The 20589-nt window shown below is 73.9% G+C and carries 14 protein-coding genes, 3 pseudogenes and 1 riboswitch; of the genes and pseudogenes, 5 read left to right on the top strand and 12 right to left on the bottom strand.

What is annotated here, in order from left to right:
- Positions 1-12: 12 nt before the first annotated feature.
- Positions 13-3741, top strand: coding sequence for a fibronectin type III domain-containing protein (locus tag C569_RS0111505; protein WP_081635939.1), 3729 nt, complete (start codon positions 13-15; stop codon positions 3739-3741).
- A 56-nt stretch (positions 3742-3797) separates the two neighbouring features.
- Here C569_RS0111505 and C569_RS0111500 read toward each other — a convergent pair whose 3' ends face one another.
- The 7 genes from C569_RS0111500 to C569_RS0111470 form a co-directional block, all read right to left on the bottom strand.
- The gene (locus C569_RS0111500; RefSeq protein ID WP_018785930.1) at positions 3798-4559 is read right to left on the bottom strand and encodes a hypothetical protein; all 762 of its coding nucleotides are present in this window, start codon (positions 4557-4559) and stop codon (positions 3798-3800) included.
- A 16-nt stretch (positions 4560-4575) separates the two neighbouring features.
- Entirely contained in the window at positions 4576-5427 is an 852-nt protein-coding gene (locus C569_RS0111495; RefSeq protein WP_018785929.1) for a PspA/IM30 family protein, read from the bottom strand.
- 127 nt (positions 5428-5554) lie between these two features.
- Positions 5555-5995, bottom strand: coding sequence for a helix-turn-helix domain-containing protein (locus C569_RS0111490; protein ID WP_018785928.1), 441 nt, complete (start codon positions 5993-5995; stop codon positions 5555-5557).
- Positions 5996-6204: 209 nt separating this feature from the next.
- Positions 6205-6762, bottom strand: a complete 558-nt coding sequence (locus C569_RS0111485) for a CinA family protein (RefSeq protein WP_026268020.1) — start codon at positions 6760-6762, stop codon at positions 6205-6207.
- Positions 6763-6821: 59 nt separating this feature from the next.
- The gene (gene pgsA / locus C569_RS0111480) at positions 6822-7403 is read right to left on the bottom strand and encodes a CDP-diacylglycerol--glycerol-3-phosphate 3-phosphatidyltransferase (protein WP_026268019.1); all 582 of its coding nucleotides are present in this window, start codon (positions 7401-7403) and stop codon (positions 6822-6824) included.
- 47 nt (positions 7404-7450) lie between these two features.
- Positions 7451-8953 (bottom strand): 30S ribosomal protein S12 methylthiotransferase RimO, encoded by a 1503-nt coding sequence (rimO, locus tag C569_RS0111475; protein ID WP_018785925.1) that lies wholly within the window; start codon positions 8951-8953, stop codon positions 7451-7453.
- 63 nt (positions 8954-9016) lie between these two features.
- A complete protein-coding gene (locus C569_RS0111470; RefSeq protein ID WP_018785924.1) occupies positions 9017-9949 on the bottom strand; it encodes an ornithine cyclodeaminase family protein in 933 nt (310 codons plus the stop codon).
- A 95-nt stretch (positions 9950-10044) separates the two neighbouring features.
- A riboswitch (guanidine-III (ykkC-III) riboswitch) is annotated at positions 10045-10110 on the top strand.
- 58 nt (positions 10111-10168) lie between these two features.
- Here C569_RS0111470 and C569_RS0111465 point away from each other — a divergent pair.
- Positions 10169-10483, top strand: coding sequence for a multidrug efflux SMR transporter (locus tag C569_RS0111465; protein ID WP_013284696.1), 315 nt, complete (start codon positions 10169-10171; stop codon positions 10481-10483).
- 84 nt (positions 10484-10567) lie between these two features.
- A complete protein-coding gene (locus C569_RS0111460; protein WP_026268018.1) occupies positions 10568-10810 on the top strand; it encodes a hypothetical protein in 243 nt (80 codons plus the stop codon).
- A 60-nt stretch (positions 10811-10870) separates the two neighbouring features.
- Here the strand turns inward: C569_RS0111460 and C569_RS35035 are convergent.
- From C569_RS35035 to C569_RS35025, 3 pseudogenes are all read right to left on the bottom strand, one after another.
- Positions 10871-11911, bottom strand: a pseudogene (locus tag C569_RS35035) (FtsK/SpoIIIE domain-containing protein); the annotation flags it as partial.
- Positions 11912-12061: 150 nt separating this feature from the next.
- Positions 12062-13222 (bottom strand): annotated as a pseudogene (locus C569_RS35030) (LAGLIDADG family homing endonuclease); the annotation flags it as partial.
- Between the two features lie 60 nt (positions 13223-13282).
- Positions 13283-14812 (bottom strand): annotated as a pseudogene (locus tag C569_RS35025) (DNA translocase FtsK 4TM domain-containing protein); the annotation flags it as partial.
- Positions 14813-14925: 113 nt separating this feature from the next.
- Here C569_RS35025 and C569_RS0111445 point away from each other — a divergent pair.
- On the top strand, positions 14926-15405 hold the full coding sequence (locus C569_RS0111445; RefSeq protein WP_018785921.1) for a YbjN domain-containing protein: 480 nt from the start codon (positions 14926-14928) through the stop codon (positions 15403-15405).
- The gene (locus tag C569_RS0111440; RefSeq protein WP_369753347.1) at positions 15354-17048 is read left to right on the top strand and encodes a YbjN domain-containing protein; all 1695 of its coding nucleotides are present in this window, start codon (positions 15354-15356) and stop codon (positions 17046-17048) included. The genes C569_RS0111445 and C569_RS0111440 overlap by 52 nt, the downstream gene beginning before the upstream one ends.
- Positions 17049-17145: 97 nt before the next feature.
- Here the strand turns inward: C569_RS0111440 and C569_RS0111435 are convergent, their stop codons facing one another.
- Together C569_RS0111435 and C569_RS0111430 are read right to left on the bottom strand one after the other, a co-directional pair.
- Positions 17146-18696 carry a S1 family peptidase gene (locus C569_RS0111435; protein ID WP_026268017.1) on the bottom strand — a complete coding sequence of 517 codons (1551 nt, stop codon included), beginning with the start codon at positions 18694-18696 and terminating at the stop codon, positions 17146-17148.
- 174 nt (positions 18697-18870) lie between these two features.
- Complete coding sequence (locus C569_RS0111430) at positions 18871-20559, bottom strand: ribonuclease J (protein ID WP_018785918.1); 1689 nt, start codon at positions 20557-20559, stop codon at positions 18871-18873.
- Positions 20560-20589 lie beyond the last annotated feature (30 nt).

Here is a 20589-nt window from a genome sequence, read left to right as displayed (position 1 = left end):
CTGTGACGTCGCATGCTGCGGTGGAACGCTCACGGATCGTCATCAGCGCGTACGCCCGCCACGCCGGGGTGTCGGCCGGCGCGCCCAGACCCGGGGAGAGCCATGGTGCTGTTCCGCCGCAGCCGGCCCGGACGTCCCGACCGCGCCGCCGTCGTCGCCGACGAGACCGCGCCGACCGCGCCTGCCGGTTCCGTCGCGCCCGCCGTCCCGGCCGCCCGGGACGGCGACGACGCCCACCGCCCGGCGCCGGCGAGCCTGGACCCGGCCGCCGTTCCGCGCCTGTTCGGCCCGGTGCCGAACACCGCCGCCAGCCCGCTGCCCACGCTCGACCCGGACGGCAGTCCGGTGCCCGGCACCGGCATCCGCAAGTTCGTCGACCCGCTGCCGCTGCCCGGGCAGCCGGCCACCGCCGGGCTCGGCGCACGCCTGCCCGTCGCCGTTCCCGACACCATCACCTGGCCGGGCTGCGACTACTACGAGATCGGCCTCCAGGAGTACGCGCAACGCCTGCACCGCGACCTGCCGGCCACCCGGCTGCGCGGCTACCGCCAGCTCAACCTGGGCACCGACGCGTCCGGGCACAACACGGTCAGCCCGCCCGGCCGCCCCTGGCACCTCGGGCCGATGATCGTGGCCCGGCGGGGCCGCCCGGTGCGGATCAAGTTCATCAACCAGCTCCCCACCGGACGGGCCGGCGAGCTGTTCCTGCCGGTCGACGAGACTGTCGACGGCGCCGGTGGCGGACCGCTGGACGGTCCCGCGCCGTACCCGCAGAACCGGGCCGTGCCGCACCTGTCCGGCGCGCAGACCGGATGGATCAGCGCCGGCAACCCGTGGCAGTGGGTGACCCCGGCCGGCGAGATCACCCCGTACCCGGCCGGTGTGGGCGTGACGCCGGTGCCGGACATGCCGCCACCCGGAGCGGGGGCCACCACGCTGTACTTCCCGAACGACCAGAGCGGCCGGCTCATGTGGCTGCACGACAACACGCTCGGCCTGTCCCGGCTCACCGTCTACTCCGGGCAGATCGCGCTCTACCTGCTCACCGACCCGGCCGAGGAACGGCTCGTCGACGACGGCGTGCTACCCGCCGACCAGCTCCCGCTGGTGATCGAGGACAAGACGTTCGTCCCCGACGACGCGCAGCTCGCCGCCCAGGACCCCACCTGGGACCGGGACCGCTGGGGCGCCAAGGGCAGCCTCTGGCACCCGCACGTCTACCAGCCGCGGCAGAACCCGTACCGGCTCACCGGCACCAACCCCACCGGGCGCTGGGACTACGGGCCGTGGACCCACGACCCGGACGGCGGCCACAGCCCGTGGGTCGCCCCGGTGCCGAACCCGCACCACGACCCCGACACCGATCCCGACGAGCCGCCGCTGGTACCCGGCGTGCCGCACCCGTCAGCGGTCCCCGACGCGTACGGCGACACCCCGCTCGTCAACGGCGTGGCCTACCCGTACCTGGAGGTCGCGCCACGGGCGTACCGGTTCCGGATCCTCAACGCCTGCGCCGACCGGGCGCTCAACCTCCAGCTCTACCGGGCCGCCTCGGACGCGCCGATGTGGGCCGACGACGGCAGCCCGGCCGACCCGGGCGCCGGTGAGGTGCCGATGGTCGAGGCGGTACGCGCGCCGGGACGGCCCGCGTACTGGCCGGTGGACGGGCGCGACGGCGGCGTGCCCGACCCGGCCGCCGCCGGACCCGAGATGATCCAGATCGGCAACGAGAGCGGTCTGCTCCCGGCCCCTGTGGTGCTGACGAACCGGCCGGTGGACTACCGGTACGACAGGCAGGACCCGACCGTGCTCAATGTGGACGGGCACGCACTGCTGCTCGCCCCCGGCGAACGGGCCGACGTGGTGGTGGACTTCTCCACCGTCCCGCCGGGCAGCACGCTCATCCTCTACAACGACTGCCCCGCACCGCTGCCCCGGTTCGATCCCCGCTACGACCACCACACCGGCGCGCCGGACCGGACCGCCGCCGGTGGCCTGCCGCCGACCCGCCCCGGGTACGGCCCGAACACCCGCACCCTGCTCCAGATCCGGGTCACCGGCACCCCCGCCGAGCCGTACGACACCCGGCGGCTCGCCGACCGGCTGCCCGGGGCGTACGCCCGCAGCCAGCCGCCGCCGATCGTGCCGCAACCCGCGTACGACGCCGCGATCGGCACCTCCACCCCACGCCCGACGCTCGTTCCCGCGCGGGCCACCTCGGTCACGTTCACCCCGGCCGGCGCGACCGCCCCGGTCACGCTGCCGCTGGCGGTGAAGTCGGTCGGGCAGGTGTTCGAGGCCCGGCACGGCCGCGCGGTGGGACGGCTCGGCGTCGGCCACCCGGTCGGCGGGCCGCTCGCCCCGGCCACCCTGCCGCTGGGGCCGGCCGACCCGGCCACCGAGGTGCTGCACGCCACCGACCCGGCCGTGGCGGTCGGCGCGCCCGGCGACGGCACCCAGCTCTGGCGGATCGTCGGCGACGCCCCGCGTACCCACCCCGTCCACATCGAGGGCTGCGACGTGCAGCTGGTCAACCGGGTCGGCTGGGACGGCACGGTCCGCCCGCCGGACCCGGGCGAGCTGGGCTGGAAGGACACCGTCCGGGTCAACCCCCGGGAGGACGTGGTGGTGGCGCTGCGCCCCGTCCCGCCCACCCTGCCCTTCAAGATCGGCGACAGCGTACGGCTGCTCGACCCGGCCCGTCCGGCCGGCGCACGGCTGGACGCCGGTCCGGTCAGCCCGGCCGACGGCCGCCCCGCCGTCGTGGTCAACCAGCTGGTCAACCTGGGCTGGGAGTACCGCTGGCAGACCCGCTCGGCCGGACTGCGCGACCAGGGCATGAGCCGCCCGCTGGTCCTGCGCCTCGCGCCCAGGGCGCCGACCGGGCTCACCGCCACCCCGGCGCCCGGCAGCGCCACCGCGCTCCCCGCCATCGCCCTGACGTGGACCGGCAACGGCAGCCGTCCCGTACCGACCAGCCACCGGCTGCAACGCGCCACCGACAGCACATTCACCACCGGGCTGACCGAGATCACCGTGGCCGCCACCGCCACGAGGTACACCGACGCCACAGTCACCCCCGGCGTCACCTACCACTACCGGATCCGGGCCGAGAACGCGGTGAGCTGCTCGTCCTGGTCCAACGCCGTACCGGCGGCGGTGCACCTCACCGCGCCGGCCCGGCTGACAGCGGTGCTGCCGCCGGCCGCGCCGCTACGGGTGGCGCTGCGCTGGGCCAACCACTCCTTCGCCACCGGGGTGGACGTGCAGCGGGCCACGAACCCGACGTTCACCAGCGGTCCGGGCACCACGGCCATCGCCGTGGGCGAGGCCCACGTGGACCCGGCCGTCGCGCCGGACACCACGTACTACTACCGGGTACGCACGACGTACCTGGGGGCCGCCTCCCCCTGGTCGACGGTGGCCACCGTGACCACCCCCGCCCGGCCGGTCGCGCCCACCGAGGTGAGCGTCACCGCGAGCGTGTCCGGGCCGGACACCGCCACCGTGACGGTGAGCTGGTCGGCACCGACGCCGACCGGACCGGGCGCCGGGTTCGTCGTGCAGCGCGCCACCGACGCCGCCTTCACCCGTGAACCGGCGACGTTCCACGTGACCGGCCGCGGCTTCACCAACACCGGCCTGACGAGAGGCACTACCTACCACTACCGGGTAAGAGCCACGAACGTCGTAGGCACCTCCCCCTGGACCGCCCCGACCCGCACCACAACCCCCACCTGACCCCTCCCCCTCCCTCGGGGCGCGGGGGCGGGAGCCGGCCGGAGCAGCGGGGACTGTCAGGGGGCGCGCAGCGGGGTGCGGAGTTCGGCCAGGGCCGAGGCCACACCGTGCAGCAGGTCGGTGGCCTCGGTCAGGCGCGCGGCGGCCGGGTGCTCGGTGTTCGGACGCGCCTCCTCGGCCACGTAACCGGCGGCGGCCACCACCAGCCGCTCGTACGCGGCCACCCCGTCCTCCAGCTGGGCCACGAGCGTGGCGTGCACCTCGTTCAGCGGGCTCTGCGGGGTCAGCTTCGCCGCGCGCTCCACGCCCGCCAGCCGGGTCGCCAGCTCGCGCAGGGACCGGTCCGCTTCGGCCGCCTCCCGGACCGCCGGCTCGGCGAGCCCGGTCAGCCGCCCGGCCAGCCCGGCCAGGGTGAGCGCGGCCCGGTCCAGCCGGGCCCACGGCTCGGCCGCGGCGGTGCCACGTAGCGCGAGGCGGGAGCGGACCCGGCGTACCTCGGCCACGACGCCCGGGCCCACGGGGAGCCGCTCGACGGCGGCGACCAGCCGGGCGCGGGAACGGGCGGCGGCCTCGGCCGGGTCCAGGGCGGGCGGGGGCGGCACGGCGGCGAGCGCGCGGTGGTCGACCCAGCGCCAGGCGGCCACCGCGATCGCGCTGCCCGCGGCGCCGGCCCAGGCCGCGTCCGCCAGGCCCAGTCCGGCGTACGGGGTCAGCACCGCGGCGGCACCGCCGAGTCCTCCGGCCAGCACGCTCCACCGCCGCGCCGAGTTGCGGAGCCTGCGCAGCCTGCGGAAGTGCCGGGCCCGTTCGTCCGCCATCGTGTCCGCCCCTCCGTCAGCCGGTCGTGGTCTCCCCGGTGCCGCGTTCCCGGCTCATGCTGGCCCGGATCTCGTCGAGCCGGGCGGCGGCGGCCGGGTCGGCCGGCTGCCCCACGGCGGGGGTCTCGGACCGGCTGCCGAGCTGCTCGCCGGCCATGCTCGACCGGATCTGCTCCAGCCTCGCCGATCCGGCCGAGTCGAGAGTGGCCTTCTGGACCTCCAGCATCCGGCCCTCGACCGAGTTGCCGGCCAGTTCGGCCCGGCCCATGGCGGTGGCGTAGCGGCGTTCGATCCGGTCGCGGACCTCGTCCAGCGAGGGGGTGTTGGCGGGCGCGGTGAGCGACGACATCGACTCCAGCGAGTGGGCCACGCTCTCCTGCATCTTGGCCTGCTCCAGCTGGCTGAGCAGCTTGGTGCGCTCGGCCAGCTTCTGCTGGAGGATCATCGAGTTGTTCTCGACCGCCTTGCGGGCCTGTGCGGCCGCGCCGAGCGCCTGGTCGTGCAGCGTCTTGAGGTCTTCCAGTGCCTGCTCGGCGGAGACCAGCTGGGTGGCCAGCATCTGGGCGGTCTGCTCGTAGCGACCGGCCTCGGCCTCGTCACCCTTGCCGCGGGCCTGGTCGGCCACTGCGAGCGCCTGCCGCGCGTTGCCCTGGAGCTGTTCCACCTCGGTCATCTGCCGGGACAGCTTCATCTCCAGCTGGCGCTGGTTGCCGATCACCGCCGCCGCCTGCTGGACCAGCGCCTGGTGCTGGCGCTGCGCCTCCTCGACGGCCTGCTGGATCTGCACCTTCGGATCGGCGTGCTCGTCGATCTTGGCGCCGAAGAGCGCCATCAGGTACTTCCAACCCTTGACGAACGGGTTAGCCATCTCCGCCTCGTCCCCTCAGTAGCGTCGCGCCTACATCGTCCCAGCCGGACGCCACCCCGGCACCCGTACGCTCCTGATCAACAGTACGACGCGGACGCCAGCACCGCCCATGACGTGACGGGCCGGGTCAGGCGGCGCAGACCACATCCCGCTCGGCGGGGCGTACCCGGGTGCTGCGCAGCGTGGCCTTGAGCGGCGAGTCCTGCCGGACCTGGACGGCGACGCCGCCGTCGGAGGTGACCTGCCGGACACCCCGGTTCGTCGCCTTGCGCACGGCGGCCGGGGCCACCGGGGCCGACTCGTCGGCCACCGGCACCAGCACGCCTGGCATCTGCTCGGCCAGGGCGACCGTGTCGCTCACCTCACGCAGCAGCTCGGACAGGCGGGCACCGAGCGCGTCGCAGATCGCGGCCAGCAGCTCGCTGGAGGGTTCCTTCTGGCCGCGCTCGATCTCGGAGAGGTAGCCGAGGCTGACGTTGGCGGCGGAGGAGACCTCGCGGAGGGTGCGGTGCTGCCCTTGCCTGCGTGCTCGCAGCGCGTCACCGATCACCCGGCGTAGCAGGACCATCGCACCTCCCCCTGAACGGGACCACCATCCCCGGCCGTCCGCGTCGCGCCGGACGCGGCGGACCGCTCCGGCGCCGACGGCGACCGCCGGAGCCTTCCCGCAACCGTACCCGTTGGTCGCCACGACGACATCCCACCCCGCCTCGGAAATCCGGGCGGATCGGCCGGTCCGGCGGTCCCGCCGCCGGGCGTGCCGGCGGGACCGCCGGCTCACCGGTGGCCGGCCCCCGCCGCCTCGGCGGCGTCGGCGTCCCCGGGAAGCTGGATGCGGTCGGCGAGCAGGCGCAGCGCCTCGATCACCGCGGCCGAGCGGATGTGGTCGCGACCGCCGTCGAGGTCGAGCCGGCGCACCCCGGTGCCGTCCGGCCCGGCGACCGCCACGTAGACCAGGCCGACCGGCTTGCCGTCCTGCGGCTCCGGCCCGGCCACACCGGTGGTGGCCAGGCCCCAGTCGGCACCGCACCGCTGGCGTCCGCCTTCGGCCAGCGCCGCCGCCACGTCCGGGTCGACCGGGCCGCGGTCGGCCAGCAGGCCCTCCGGTACGCCGGCCAGCGTCGCCTTGAGTTCGGTGGCGTAGACCACCAGGCCGCCCCGGTAGACCGAGCTGACCCCGGCGATCTCCACGATCGCGGCGGCGAGCAGACCGCCGGTCAGCGACTCGACGGTGGCCAGCGTCTCGCCGCACTCGTGCAGCCGGTGCACCACGGCAGCCGCCGGGCTGCCGGCGGGCCGGGGGTCCCTCGCGTCCGTGTCCATGCCCGCCCCCATTTCCCGCACCGCGCCGGCTTACTCGTCGGCCGACCGGATCGCCGGACCCGCCGACCGGCTCAACGGGCCGGGCGGCGCAGCCGCAACGCCTGGGCGATGTAGTCGAACCCGGTGACCACGGTGACCACCACGGCCGCCCCCATGATCCACGGCCCGATCGCGGCGAGCGCCTCCGGCATCGGCCAGAGGTACCAGGTGATCGCCAGGATCTGCAGCGCCGTCTTGACCTTGCCGCCCCGGCTGGCCGCGATCACGCCATGCCGGATCACCCAGAAGCGGAGCGCGGTGATGCCCAGCTCGCGGGCCAGGATCACCACCGTCACCCACCAGGGCAGCCGGTCGTAGAAGGAGAGCAGCACCAGGGCCGCGCCGGTGAGCGCCTTGTCGGCGATCGGGTCGGCGACCTTGCCCAGCGAGGTGACGAGTTCGTACCGGCGGGCGATCCAGCCGTCGACCAGGTCGGTCGCGGAGGCCACCACGAAGATCAGGCAGGCGGCCGTACGCCAGCCCGCGTGGCTCATGCCGGAGGCGATCACGGTGGCCACGAAGACCGGCACCAGCACCAGCCGCGCGCCGGTGAGCAGGTTCGCCGCGTTGAGCAGCGGTACGGGGGCAGCCGCCGTCGACTCCGCTCCCGTCATGTCCCGCATCGCCCCACGTGGCTTCCCCGCTCCATCAGGGCCCGCCGTCACCGTGCCGCGCCGGGCGCCGCCGAGATCATCTCATCCGGCACGGCGATCAGGTCCACGCCCTCGGTCGCCGTCACCGTGGCCCGGACCAGGTCACCGGGGCGCAGCGCGGCCAGATCGACGCCGCCGCCGACGGGTGCGACGAGCGTGGTCGAGCCGTCGACCTCGGGTGCCTGGTGGGCGGCCCGCCCCTCCACCACACCGTCGGCGGTCGAGTCCACGAGCACCTCCACCGTCGCGCCGAGGCGCTCCTCGGCGCGCTGCGAGCAGAGTTCGTCGGCCAGCGCGCTGAGCTTGTCGTACCGCCGCTTCACAGTGGCGGCGGACACCTTGCCGGTCAGCCCGGCGGCCTCGGTGCCGTCCTCGTCGCTGTAGTCGAACATGCCGATCGCGTCCAGCCGGGCCTCGGTCAGGAAGCGGACCAGCTCGGCCACGTCCTGCTTCGTCTCGCCGGGGAAGCCGACGATGAAGTTGCTGCGCGCGCCCGCGTCCGGCGCCAGCGCGCGGGCCGACGCGAGCAGCTCCAGGAACCGGTCGGTGGAGCCGAAGCGCCGCATCCGGCGCAGCACCGGCTCGCTGGAGTGCTGGAACGACAGGTCGAAGTACGCGGCCACGCCCGGCGTGGTGGCGATCACCTCGACCAGGCCGGGGCGGGTCTCGGCGGGCTGGAGGTAGCTGGCGCGTACCCGCACGATCCCGTCGATCGCGGCGAGCTGCGGCAGCAGCTTCTCCAGCGCGCGGGGGTCGCCCAGGTCCTTGCCGTACGAGGTGGAGTTCTCGCTGACCAGCACCAGCTCGCGTACGCCGGTCTTGGCCAGCCACTCGGCCTCGGCGAGCAGCTCGTCCGGGGTACGCGAGACGAACGCGCCGCGGAACGCCGGGATGGCGCAGAAGGCGCAGCGCCGGTCGCAGCCACTGGCGAGCTTCAGCGAGGCCACCGGGCCGGTGTCGAGCCGGTGCCGCAGCACCTGCCGCAGGTGCGCCGGGGTGTGCGCGTCGGTCTCCGGGGCGACCCGGGCCGGGGTGCCGTGCCCGGGTAGCGACACCGCCGCGTCGCGGCGCTGCACCGGGGTCAGCGGCAGCAGTTCCCGCCGGTCGCGGGGGGTGTGCGCGCCGATCGCCTCGCCCGCCAGCACCGAGTCGAGCCGGGAGGCGATGTCCGGATAGTCGTCGAAGCTGAGCACCGCCTGCGCCTCGGGGAGACTGTCGGCCAGCTCACGGCCGTACCGCTCGGCCATGCACCCGGCGGCGACCACCTTGGCGCCGGTGTCGGCGGCGGCCAGCAGCGTCTGGATCGAGTCCTGCTTGGCCTTCTCGACGAACCCGCAGGTGTTCACCACCACCACGTCGGCGCCCTCGCCGTCGGTGGTGACCTGCCACCCGTCGGCGTGCAGCCGGGCGGCCAGTTCCTCCGAGTCGACCTCGTTGCGGGCGCAGCCGAGGGTCAGCAGGGCGACGCGGCGCCCGTCGGATCGCGGGGTGGAGGAGGAGGCAGACACCATCCGAGGGTACAGGTGCAAGGAAGGGCCCCTTGTTAACGCCTGCGGTAGAGAAGGGTTCCCCTCTCACCGCCGCGGGCGTGCGTGCGCCGGGGTACGGGCCAGCCGGTCGAGGAGGAACACCTCGGTGCCGGCCAGGCCGGTGGAGCAGAAGACCGAGATCTGGTCCGCGGCGGTCCGGCCGGGAACCGCGCCGGCCAGCACCGCGCCCAGGTCACGCAGCCGCCCGGCGTACGGCTCGACGGCGGCGACCATCGGCGGGACGTAAGCGGCGGCCTGCCCGGGTGAGTCGGTGACCAGCAGGCCGGCGGCGTCGAGCAGGTCGCTGCCGAACTCGTGCCGGTCGACCTGCTTGAAGCCGACCGTGTTGACGTGGGTGCCGGGGGCCAGGTCGGCGGCGTCGAGCACCGGGACGGTGCTGGTGGTGGCGAGCACCACGACGTCGCGGTCGCGTACCGCGGCGGCGGCCGAGCCGACCGCGCGGGCCGGCACGCCCAGCTCGGCGCGGACCCGCGCGGCGAACGCCTCCCGCCGGGCCGCCGAGCGGCTGAACACGGTCACCTCGCGCAGCGGCCGGACCGCCGCCGCGGCCCACACCTGGGACCACGCCTGCCGGCCGGACCCCACCACGCCGAGGGTGGCGGCGTCCGCGCGGGCCAGGGCGTCCACCGCCACGCCACCGAGTCCTCCGGTACGCCGGGAGCCGAGTTCCTCGCCGACGGCGATGGCGCGTACCGCCCCGGTGGTGGCGTCGTGCAGCACGACGAGCTGACCGCCTCCCGGGTGGCCGAACGTGTCGTACGAGCGGAAGCCGTACCACTGCCCGGTGAGGTGCCCGGCGGTGAGCACCATCCGGCCCCCGCCCAGCGGCGCGGACGCCCGGGGCGGGGCGACGAGCCGCCCGGCGTGCGCGGCCAGCAGCGCGTCCCGCATGGCCACGACGGTGAGCGGGGCGTCCACGGCGGCCGCGACGTCGTCGTCGGAGAAGAGCAGGGTCATGGCATGCATGCTGCAACTTGAAGTTGACGTCAACTCCACCGATGGTGGCCTTTCTCACCCACGGACGATCCGGCCGGGGCGGTGCTACCGTCGGCCACGACGGCCCGTGGGCCGTCCCGGACGAGTGGTGGGCGTACCCGGTCAGGCCAAGACGCCCCGCGTGACCCGACCGTCGCCCGGCCCGCTCCGCGCCGGGCCCGCCCGTCAGAGGTGATACCCATGGCCTGGATCGTGCTGGTGATCTCCGGACTCCTGGAGACCGCGTGGGCGATCGCGCTGGACCGCAGCGCCGGCTTCACCCGTCCGCTCCCCTCCGCCGTCTTCGCCGTCACGCTGGTCGGCAGCATGGCCGGCCTGGCGTACGCGCTGCGCGACATCCCGGTCGGCACCGGCTACGCGGTGTGGGTCGGCATCGGCGCGGTCGGTACCGCGCTGGTCGGCATGCTCGCGCTCGGTGAGCCGGTCAACCTGCCGCGCGTGGCCTGCCTGCTGCTGGTGGTCGCCGGCGTGATCGGACTGAAGTTGTTCGCCTGATCCCAGGCATCCGGTTTGGACGATGCATCGCCCGGGGTACCCGGTCTCCCGTTGACCGACAGAGCGATCATCACGGAGGACCCCATGGCCGACATCCACGCCAGCGCCCGTCCGCGCAGCAACGCCGCCCGGATCTGCACGATCATCGCGTTCGTCTTCGCCGCCCTCGCGATCTTCCTGTCCCCGCTGATCTTCGGGGTTCTCGGCCTGATCCTCGGCATCGTCGGCGCCGTCCTCGGTGACAAGCCGCTGGGCTGGTACGCCGCCGCCGCGAGCGTGGTCGGCGCGATCATCGGCGCCGTGCTCGTCGCCGCGCTGCTCAACTGATCCGCAACCGACGACGGCGGCCCCACCTCATGGTGGAGCCGCCGTCGTCATGTCCAGAGGTCAGTCCCCGTCGCCGCGCAGGCCGGCCAGGACCTCCTCCAGCTCGTCCGGCTTGACCAGCACGTCGCGGGCCTTGGAGCCCTCGGACGGGCCGACCACGCCCCGGGTCTCCATCAGGTCCATCAGCCGGCCCGCCTTGGCGAAGCCGACCCGCAGCTTGCGCTGCAGCATCGAGGTCGACCCGAACTGCGAGGTGACCACCAGCTCGACCGCCTGCACGAGCAGGTCCAGGTCGTCGCCGATGTCCTCGTCGATCTTCTTCTTGCTGTCCTGCGCCGGGGTGAGCACGTCCGGGCGGAACTCCGGCTCGCGCTGATCCTTGCAGAACTTCACCACGTCGGAGATCTCGCGCTCGGTCACCCAGGCGCCCTGGATGCGCTGCGGCTTCGACGCGCCCATCGGCAGGAACAGGCCGTCGCCGCGGCCGAGCAGCTTCTCCGCGCCGGGCTGGTCCAGGATGACCCGGGAGTCGGCGAGCGAGGACGTGGCGAACGCGAGCCGGGACGGCACGTTCGCCTTGATCAGGCCGGTGACCACGTCGACCGAGGGTCGCTGGGTGGCGAGGACCAGGTGGATGCCGGCGGCCCGGGCGAGCTGGGTGATCCGGACGATGGAGTCCTCCACGTCGCGCGGCGCGACCATCATCAGGTCGGCCAGCTCGTCCACGATCACCAGCAGGTACGGGTACGGCCGCATCTCCCGCTCGCTGCCCGGCGGCGCCTTGATCTCGCCGTTGCGCACCTTGCGGTTGAAGTCGTCGATGTGCCGGACCCCGTTGGCGGCGAGGTCGTCGTAGCGCATGTCCATCTCGCGGACGACCCACTCCAGCGAGTCGGCCGCCTTCTTCGGGTTGGTCACGATCGGCGTGACCAGGTGCGGGATGCCCTCGTAACTGGTCAGTTCAACTCGCTTCGGATCCACCAGCAGAAGACGCACCTCGTCCGGAGTCGCCCGGGTGAGGATCGACACCAGGAGTGAGTTGAGGAGGCTGGAATTGTGTGTGGGAACCAGAGTCCTACCGGCCAGGAACAGATGACTGGGGCTGTCCACCTCGATACAGCGCACCGCCACTGAGGGCACCGGCCGTACATCGACGATGTAGCGCCTTGTCGTGCTGGGACGATTCTGCGTGATCTGCCGATCCGCCTTCCGGGTAAGCCGGAAGACCCTGTCTGCTGGGGTGAAGTGGATCCGATAACAGGTGGACGTCGCCGAGGACCGGCCCTTCACGGGCTTTGTCGTCATCGTCGCCTGGTAGCCCAGACCCAGAATCAACTCGAGTACGTCTCGTGCCAACCGCTCGGATGTGAGAGCCAGTTCCACCCCTCCGCGCTTCGACACCGTGCCGTCCGTGTCCAGAAGCCCAGCCAGCAGAGCCCGTCGCTGGGTCTCGGACCCACGCTGGTAGGGGAAGGGAATGTGCTTTTCGCCGATCTCTCGGAACAAGGCCCGCATCGTACGGTAAGGCAGGGCAGTCGCCGTGCGCCTTGGACCGGGCGAAGCGTCGTCGCAGGGTAGCCCAGCCTTGCGGGCCAGATAGACAGCGGTAACGGCTACCCCCACCCGACGAGCAGCCTGCGGCCCACTCACGCCCTCCTCCACCAGACGTAGGGCATCCACGATCCGACGCTCGCGTTCCTGCCGGTTGGAGATGGTGTGAAGAAACTCACTGGCTGGTTGCTTGCGGACCTCGTAGCCCTCAGACCTGATCCCGTCGAGGATCTCTTGGTCAATGCCTGTAATGGTGGCGGCTCCGGTCGTCCCGTCCCCTAACCAGCAGCCCAGTGTGTACGGGCCGATGGGTAGCTCCTGCTCGGAACAGACCAGCGGCAATGCAACGTCGATGGCATGGTTCGCCCACTCACCACGCGGTCCGGCCCTCAGGCTCTCCGCGATCTGGCGGGTGGTGATCGGCGTTGCATCGTGGTCCTTACGGCCGACGGAACGCCCCGGGGCGAGAACCTGTCTTGAAAGCCCTTCGTACACGCGATGGCGGGAGTAGGTCTTCACCCAGCGAGTGAGGTGACGGCCGCCGCGCTCGTACGGGCGCCGCGCCAGATGAGCCTCGGCCGGGATGGGTCGCAGTACGCGGTACAGGACGTTACGGAACTGCTCTCCCAGGTCTGTGATCACCTCGCCGCTTGACACCGGACGGTCCGGCTCGCTCAACACATCCTTGATCCGACGAGACACCAGACCACGGTCGTTCTGCGTCCAGCAGCTGCCGTCCTTCCATCCGCGTCTGCGCTGGGTACGGCCAGCCCTTGTCGTCGTCCGCCACTGGTGCTCGGCGTCCGCCACGATGACGGTGCCGTCAGAGAACCCGACCTCGTAACACGGCCTTCCGTGCATCACTTCGGTCGCGGCGACGACGTTGCACGGCCGCCCTCTCTCGTCAAACACCTGGTCACCCACACGCAGATCACCCATGGTCGACCAACCGGTGGGGGTGGCGATCGGAGTGTCGAGGGCCAGGGCCTTGCCGGCTCCGGTCGCTCCTGCCACCAGGATGTGCGGCATCTTCGCCAGATTCGCGACGACGTACCCGCCTTCGATGTCCTTCCCGAGTCCGACCACCATCGGATGGTGGTCGCTGGTCGCCGCCCGGGAGCGCAGCACGTCGCCGAGCGACACGTTCTCCGGGTCGGTGTTCGGGATCTCCACGCCGACCGCGCTCTTTCCCGGGATCGGGCTGAGGATGCGCACGTCCGGCGACTTCACCGCGTACGCGATGTTGCGGGACAGCTGGGTGATCCGCTCGACCTTGACGCCCGGACCCAGCTCCACCTCGTACCGGGTGACCGTCGGGCCGCGGGTGAAGCCGGTGACGGCGGCGTCCACGTCGAACTGCTCGAAGACGCCGGTGAGCGCCGCGATCACCTCGTCGTTGGCCTTGCTGCGGCTCTTCGGCTTGGCACCGCTGCCGAGCAGGTTCGCCGGCGGCAGCGTGTAGTCGCCGGCCAGCCCGGTGAGCGCGAGCTGCTCGGCGCGGGTGGGCAGCGGCGAGTGCTCCGGCGGCTCGACCGGCTTGCGGTTCGCCGACGCCTTCGGCGGCTTGCGCGGGAGCACGAGCGTCTCCTGGAGGTCGACGCCTGCCAGCTCGTCGTCCGGGTCCAGCGGCTCCAGCGGCGACGGCATCCGCTTCGCGGGCCGCTTACGGGCCGGCTTCGCCGGCGCCTCGTCCTCGACGAACTCCTCGTCGGCGTCCGCCCCGGCCGGGTCGGCGCGCAGGCCGAGCCGCTCCGGGATCTTGTTGATCGGCGTCGCGGTGACCACCAGCAGGCCGAACACCAGCAGCAGGAGCAGCAGCGGCATGGCCACCCAGGCGGTCACCGCCGACTCCAGCAGGTCACCCACGCCCGCGCCGATCAGGCCGCCCGCGAAGTCACGCTGGACCTCGTCGACCGGGTTCTGCCCGATGTGCAGCATCGCGGCGGTGGCCAGCATCATCGAGCCCCAGCCGACCAGGCCGCGACCGCGGTGCTCCGGGTCGGCCGGGGTCCGCATGAGCCGCCACGCGCCGACCATGAACAGCACCGGAAGGATTATCGAGATGGCGCCGATGAACAGGCGCACGGTGTCGGCCAGGTGCCGGCCCACCGGCCCGGCCGCGCCGCCCCAGATGCCCACCGCGCTGAGGATGGCCAGGCCGAACAGCAGCAGCCCGGCGCCGTCGCGACGGTGCTCCGGATCCAGCTCCCGGGTGGACGCCGCCTGCCGCCCGGCCGCCCGGAACGTCCAGCCGACAGTGTGGGCCAGTCCCATCCAGACGGCGCCGACCGCCCGGCCGACGAACGCGGCAGGGCTCGGCCCGGCGGCCGGACGCCGCCGAGCCGGTTTCCGCGCCGCCGGCTTCTTCGCCGGTTGCCGGGCGCGGTTGTTAGTGGTGCCACGCGGCGACGCGCCGCGCCGCCGGCTCGCCTGAGAGGTACGGCCCGCCATAGAGTCACGGTAACGGCGGCACCCGGTGGATCGCCGCTTTTCCGGGTCGTGTCCGCGCGTCGCAGCACGGGTCGGACCGTCGTTTGTGTTATTCGCCTCAGAAGGGATGCCCGATGGCGTCGCCGGAGATCGAGGACGGTCCGGACGGTCCACTGGCCGGACACCCGCAGGAACTGCGCCCGCTGACCGGCGAGCTGATCGCCGCCGTGCTCAGCCACCGAGGTTACGCGGTGGCCGAGGAACCAGACGGCGCGCTGGTGGGCCGCTGGGAGCGCAATCTGATCTGGTTCCACCGCCGGGGTGCGGCCGGAGAGCTGCTCCAGGTACGCACCGTCGTCGCGCACCACTTCGGCATCGAGCGCGTGCCCGAGTTGCACGCCTTCTGCAACACGTGGAACCACGACCGGCTCTGGCCGAAGGCGTACGTGCACGTCGCCGACGACGGGTCGGCCCAGGTGTGCGGCGAGGTCACCACCGACCTGGAGCGCGGGGTGACGCCGCACCAGCTCGACCGGCTCGTCGACTGTGGCGTGACCACCGGATGCCAGCTCGCCGCCGCCGTCGACGAACTGGCCGGCGGGACGCTCCGGTGACCACGGCACGCGACCGGGGGCTGGCCGCCGCACTCGCCGACGCCCGGGACCGGCCCGACGGCGCGGAGCGCTGCGCCGAGCTGGAGCGGATCGCGTCCCGGGCGGACGCCACCGGCGACCCGCGTACCGCGCTGTCGGCGCGGTTCGCGCTGGTCGAGGCGTACCTGCACCGGGGCGAGCGGTGGCGTGCGGTGGAGCCGGTCCGGCGGATACGCGCCGCGCTGGCCCGGCACCCCGGGCTGCTGGACGCCCGCCCGGACGAGCTGACCCGGCTGCGCCGCCACCAGCGGCAGGCGGTGGAGGCGTCGTTCGGCACGCCCCGGGTGGGCCTGGACCAGGCCCGGTCCCTGTTGGACGCGCTCGCCGCCGAGCTGGGCGAGGACGCCGCGCCGGTGGCGGAGTTGCGCTGCCGGCTCGCCGACCATCTCGGCGACGAGCCGGCCGCCCGGCGCGCGTACGAACGCTGGTCGGCCGCGGACGCTGCGGACCCGGTGGGCGGCTGTGCGGGGTGCGCCCCGGCGCGGCGGGCCGACCTGCTGGCCGGCTGGGGCGAGCCGGACGCGGCACTGGCGGCGCTGGCGCCGGCGCTGACCGGCTGGGCCGAGCCGCAGGCGCCACCGACCCGGCGGGGCGAACGGCAGGCGGCCGCGGCCGGTACGACGGCCTGCACCGACCAGCCCGAACGGGCGCTCGCCGTGGGGCTGCTGCCGTGGCTGCGTACCGGCGCGGTGACGCGGGCGGCCCGGGCGCACGTGCACGCGTACCGCCGGCACCGTGGCGAGCGGGCCGCGTTCCCGCTGCTCGCCGCGCACCTGCGGTTCTGCGCGCTGGGCGGCTACCTGCACCGCGGGCTGGAGATCCTGACCGAGCAGCTGCCCGAGCTGGACCGCCCGGCCGACGACCTGTCCGCGATGGAGTTCGCCGCCGCGGGCGCGCTGCTGTGCGGCCTGGCCGCCGAGGCCGGGTTGGGTGGGCGGCGCATCCACCGCCCCGGGCACGGCTCCCGGCCCGCGGCCGAGGTGGACGTGGCGACGCTCGGTACGCAGTTGCAGGCGCTGGCGACAGCGCTCGCCGGCAGCTTCGACGCTCGCAACGGCACCGGGCACCAGTCCGGCCGGATCGCCTCCTGGCTGGCCGAGCGCCCGCTCGCCGCGCCGGTGCCACTGGCTGCCGAGAGCGGGTTCGACGAGGAGCCGGACGCCGAACCGGCCGAGCCCGGGCCGCCCGGACCGGAGGAACCGACACCGCTGGACCCGGCGCTGCTCGCCGCCGCGCTCGACGCCCGGGGCGAACCGTACACGCTTGAGCCGGACGGCACGCTCGTCGGGCGGTGGGGTGAGGCCACGATCCAGTTCCGCCTCCTCGGCCGGCACCGCGACGTGCTGCACGCCCGGGTGGTGGCGCAGCGGCGGCTGGCGGCCGGGCGGCGCGCCGAGGCGTACGCGTTCTGCAACGCCTGGAACCACGATCGGCTGCTGCCCGCCGCGTACGTACACGAGCCGGGCGACGGGACGCTCGTGCTGGCCGCGGGCGTCTCCACCGACCTGTCCTACGGGGTGGCCCCGGCGCAGCTCGCGGTGCTGGTGGCCGCCGCGGTCCGGACCGGCAGCGCGTACGCCGAAGCGGTCGCCGCGCTGCCCTGAGCCGCCGCCCCGGCCGGCCGGCGAACCGTCCGCCGGCGCGGCGCGGCCCCCGACCACCGGGCGAGGGTGGGCGGGGGCCGCGGTCCGGGGGCGGCGGTCAGCGGGCGGAGAACGCCAGCGTGTACTCGCCGGAGCCGGACAACCCGACGACGCGGTACCGGTAGGCACCGGCCTGGGTCTCGGCGGTCAGCCGGGCCGTGCCGTCGGCGGTGGCCGCGCGGGCCACGGTACGGAACGTGCCGCCGGTGAAGCGTTGCAGCTCCAGCACCATCCGGGCGCCGTCCGGCGCGGACAGGCACGCCTCCTGGGTGCCGTCGGGCACCCGGTAGAAGCGCCCGTCCGGCTGGATCTGGGTCCGCCCGGCGGCGATCCGGCCGGTCCGGCTCACCTGGCCGGAGCACCCGGTGTCGTCGGCCGGCGGGGTGGGCTCGGCGGTCACCGGCGGCGTGGTCTCGCCGCCGCCGGCCGGTGGCTGGGTGGGCGCGGGCTGGTCACCGGCGGTGACGAGCGTCAGGTTGTTGCGCTGGAGGATCTCGTTGACCGGCTGGAAGAACGTGGTGCCGCCCCGGGTGCAGTCGCCGGAGCCACCGGAGGTGACGCCCTGCGCCTGGTCGCCGGAGAGCCACGCGCCGCCGGAGTCACCCGGCTCGGCGCAGACGTTCGTGCGGGTCAGCCCGGTGACGGTCCCCTCGGCGTAGTTGACCGTCGCGTTCTTCGCCTGGATCAGGCCGCAGCGGGTGCCAGTGGTGGAACCGGACCGGCAGATCGACGCGCCGACCGGCGCCTCGGTGGAGCCGTTCACCGCCACCGTGCTGCCGTCGGCGAAGTCGGTGACCACACCCTGCGGCGTCCAGTCGGCGTTCACCCGCACGAACGCCCAGTCGTCACCGGGGAACGAGGAGGCGGCGAACGTGCCCTGGGCGACCCGGTTCGATCCGGTGGTGCGGTCCCCCGGCCGGCCGCAGTGCCCGGCGGTGACGAACCCGCCGACCACGGAGAAGCCGACCGAGCAGCGGCCCGCGTTGTTGATCAGGTAGGCGTCGCCGCCCCGCACGTCGAACAGCGGGCGCGGGGCCTCGTCGGCGGTACGTACCCGGACCATCCCGGCCTTCGACCCCGCGGCGGCGGCGAACCGGCGGCCGTCGGCCTCCGCGCCCGGCCGGGCGATCACGACCACCGCGTTGTCTGCCACGTCGACGTACCAGCCGGCCACGTCCGGGCTGGCCTCGGCGCCCGCCGCGTCCAGCCGGGTCTTCACCGCGTCCAGCTCGGCGACGCCCCGGGAGACCCGCTTCGGGACCGCGCCCGCGGCCCGTACCCGCGCCTCACCGGCCGGGTCGGCCACCGCCACGGTGAGCGTGGCGCCGTCCTCGCTGAGCCAGCTGCCGCCGTAACCGGCGCCGAGTTCCCCGCGCAGCCGGGTGACGGTGCCGGCCGCCCACCGCTCGGCCCGCAGCCGCTCGACCGCCTGGTCGCGGGTCAGCGCCAGGTCGCGGCCCATGGCATCAAGGACCTCCGGGGCGACGCCGCCGGCCGCCGGGGCGGCCCGCCGGGGTTCCTCACCGGCGAACGACGGTACGGTCACCGCCGCCGTCAATCCGGCCGCCGCCACCAGTACGCCGATGGCTGTCATCCGTCTGCGGTCCATCCGCCACGCTCCTCCCGACCGGCGCAGGGGCACGCCGGCCATCGGGAGGTACGGAGACGGACGCCGATCGGATGAGGACGGTCACCACGTTTCGACGCGCCGTGTCGGGGCGTACCCGGAAAGCGACGGCGCCGGCCCACCGCGGACGGTGGACCGGCGCGCGTGGCGGTCGGGTCAGACCTCGACGACGGTCGGGACGATCATGGGCCGGCGGCGGTACGCGTCGTTGACCCAGCGGCCCACCGTGCGGCGGACGATCTGCTGGAGCTGGTGCGGGTCGGTGATGCCGTCCGCGGCGGCCCGGTTCAGCGCCTCGGTGACCAGCGGGACCACCGGGTTGAACGCGGCCGGGTCCTCGGAGAAGCCCTTCGCCGAGACGGTCGGCCCGGCGACCACCTTGCCGGTGACCGAGTCGACCACGACCGTCGCGGCGATGAACCCGCCGTCGCCGAGGATCCGGCGTTCGGTGAGCAGCGACTCGCTGACGTCGCCGACGGCGAGGCCGTCGACGTAGACGTACCGGCTCTTGACCCGGCCGACCAGGCTGGCGCGGCCCTCGACCAGGTCGACCACGTCGCCGTCCTCGCAGAGCACGACCCGGTCCGGCGCGACGCCGGACTCGATGCCGAGGCGGGCGTGCGCCCGCAGGTGGCGCCACTCGCCGTGCACCGGCATCAGGTTGCTCGGACGTACGACGTTGAGCAGGTAGAGCAGTTCGCCGGCCGGGGCGTGGCCGGACACGTGCACCTTCGCGACGTCCTTGTGCACCACCACGGCACCGGCCCGGGCCAGCCGGTTGATCACCCGGTAGACCGAGGTCTCGTTGCCGGGCACCAGCGAGGACGCCAGCACCACGGTGTCGCCGGGCGCGATGGTGATGTGCCGGTGGTCGCCGCTGGCCATCCGGCCCAGCGCGCTCATCGGCTCACCCTGCGAACCGGTGGACATCAGCACGATCCGCTCGGGCGGCAGGTTAGTGGCCTCCTCGATCCCGACCACCAGGCCGGCCGGGATGTTGAGCAGGCCCAGGTCGCGGGCGATGCCCATGTTGCGGACCATGGACCGGCCGATCAGCGCCACCTTGCGGCCGTGCTCGACCGCCGAGTCGAAGACCTGCTGCACCCGGTGCACGTGCGAGGCGAACGAGGCGACGATGATCCGCCCCTTGGCCTTCGCGAAGATCGAGTCGAGGACCGGGCCGATCTCCCGCTCCGGCGTGACGAACCCGGGGATCTCCGCGTTCGTCGAGTCGGACAGCAGCAGGTCGACGCCCTCGGCGCCGAGCCGGGCGAACCCGGCCAGGTCGGTGATCCGCCCGTCGAGCGGGAGCTGGTCCATCTTGAAGTCGCCGGTGTGCAGCACCAGGCCGGCCGGGGTACGGATGGCCACCGCCAGCGCGTCCGGGATCGAGTGGTTCACCGCGAAGAACTCGCACTCGAACGGGCCCAGCCGTTCCCGGCCGCCCTCCCGCACGGTCAGTGAGTACGGCTGGATCCGCCGCTCGGCCAGCTTCGCCTCGACGAGCGAGAGCGTGAACTGCGAGCCCACCAGCGGAATGTCCGGCTTGTGGGCGAGCAGGTACGGCACCGCGCCGATGTGGTCCTCGTGGCCGTGCGTGAGCACGATCGCCTGCACGTCGGCCAGCCGGTCCAGGATCGGGCCGAAGTCGGGCAGGATCAGGTCCACACCCGGCTGCTCGACGTCGGGGAACAGCACCCCGCAGTCGACGATGAGCAGCTTGCCGTCGTACTCGAAGACGGTCATGTTCCGGCCGATGGCACCGAGTCCGCCGAGCGGGATGATCCGCAGGCCGCCCTCGGGCAGCGGCGGGGGCAGTTCACCCTCGATGTGCGCCTCGGTCACGCGTCACCTCATTCTGCGACGCCGTCGCGC

It is taken from the genome of Micromonospora sp. CNB394, assembly GCF_000374985.1.
Taxonomy (GTDB): Bacteria; Actinomycetota; Actinomycetes; order Mycobacteriales; family Micromonosporaceae; genus Micromonospora; species Micromonospora marina.
This window is presented reverse-complemented; position numbering and strand designations above follow the sequence as displayed.

Bases quoted from the DNA above. Each gene is read 5' to 3' on its own strand.
- C569_RS0111505 (WP_081635939.1), top strand. From the start codon at position 13: ATGCTGCGGTGGAACGCTCACGGATCGTCATCAGCGCGTACGCCCGCC.
- C569_RS0111500 (WP_018785930.1), bottom strand. From the start codon at position 4,559: ATGGCGGACGAACGGGCCCGGCACTTCCGCAGGCTGCGCAGGCTCCGC.
- C569_RS0111495 (WP_018785929.1), bottom strand. From the start codon at position 5,427: ATGGCTAACCCGTTCGTCAAGGGTTGGAAGTACCTGATGGCGCTCTTC.
- C569_RS0111490 (WP_018785928.1), bottom strand. From the start codon at position 5,995: ATGGTCCTGCTACGCCGGGTGATCGGTGACGCGCTGCGAGCACGCAGG.
- C569_RS0111485 (WP_026268020.1), bottom strand. From the start codon at position 6,762: ATGGGGGCGGGCATGGACACGGACGCGAGGGACCCCCGGCCCGCCGGC.
- pgsA (WP_026268019.1), bottom strand. From the start codon at position 7,403: ATGACGGGAGCGGAGTCGACGGCGGCTGCCCCCGTACCGCTGCTCAAC.
- rimO (WP_018785925.1), bottom strand. From the start codon at position 8,953: ATGGTGTCTGCCTCCTCCTCCACCCCGCGATCCGACGGGCGCCGCGTC.
- C569_RS0111470 (WP_018785924.1), bottom strand. From the start codon at position 9,949: ATGACCCTGCTCTTCTCCGACGACGACGTCGCGGCCGCCGTGGACGCC.
- C569_RS0111465 (WP_013284696.1), top strand. From the start codon at position 10,169: ATGGCCTGGATCGTGCTGGTGATCTCCGGACTCCTGGAGACCGCGTGG.
- C569_RS0111460 (WP_026268018.1), top strand. From the start codon at position 10,568: ATGGCCGACATCCACGCCAGCGCCCGTCCGCGCAGCAACGCCGCCCGG.
- C569_RS0111445 (WP_018785921.1), top strand. From the start codon at position 14,926: ATGGCGTCGCCGGAGATCGAGGACGGTCCGGACGGTCCACTGGCCGGA.
- C569_RS0111440 (WP_369753347.1), top strand. From the start codon at position 15,354: ATGCCAGCTCGCCGCCGCCGTCGACGAACTGGCCGGCGGGACGCTCCG.
- C569_RS0111435 (WP_026268017.1), bottom strand. From the start codon at position 18,696: ATGGACCGCAGACGGATGACAGCCATCGGCGTACTGGTGGCGGCGGCC.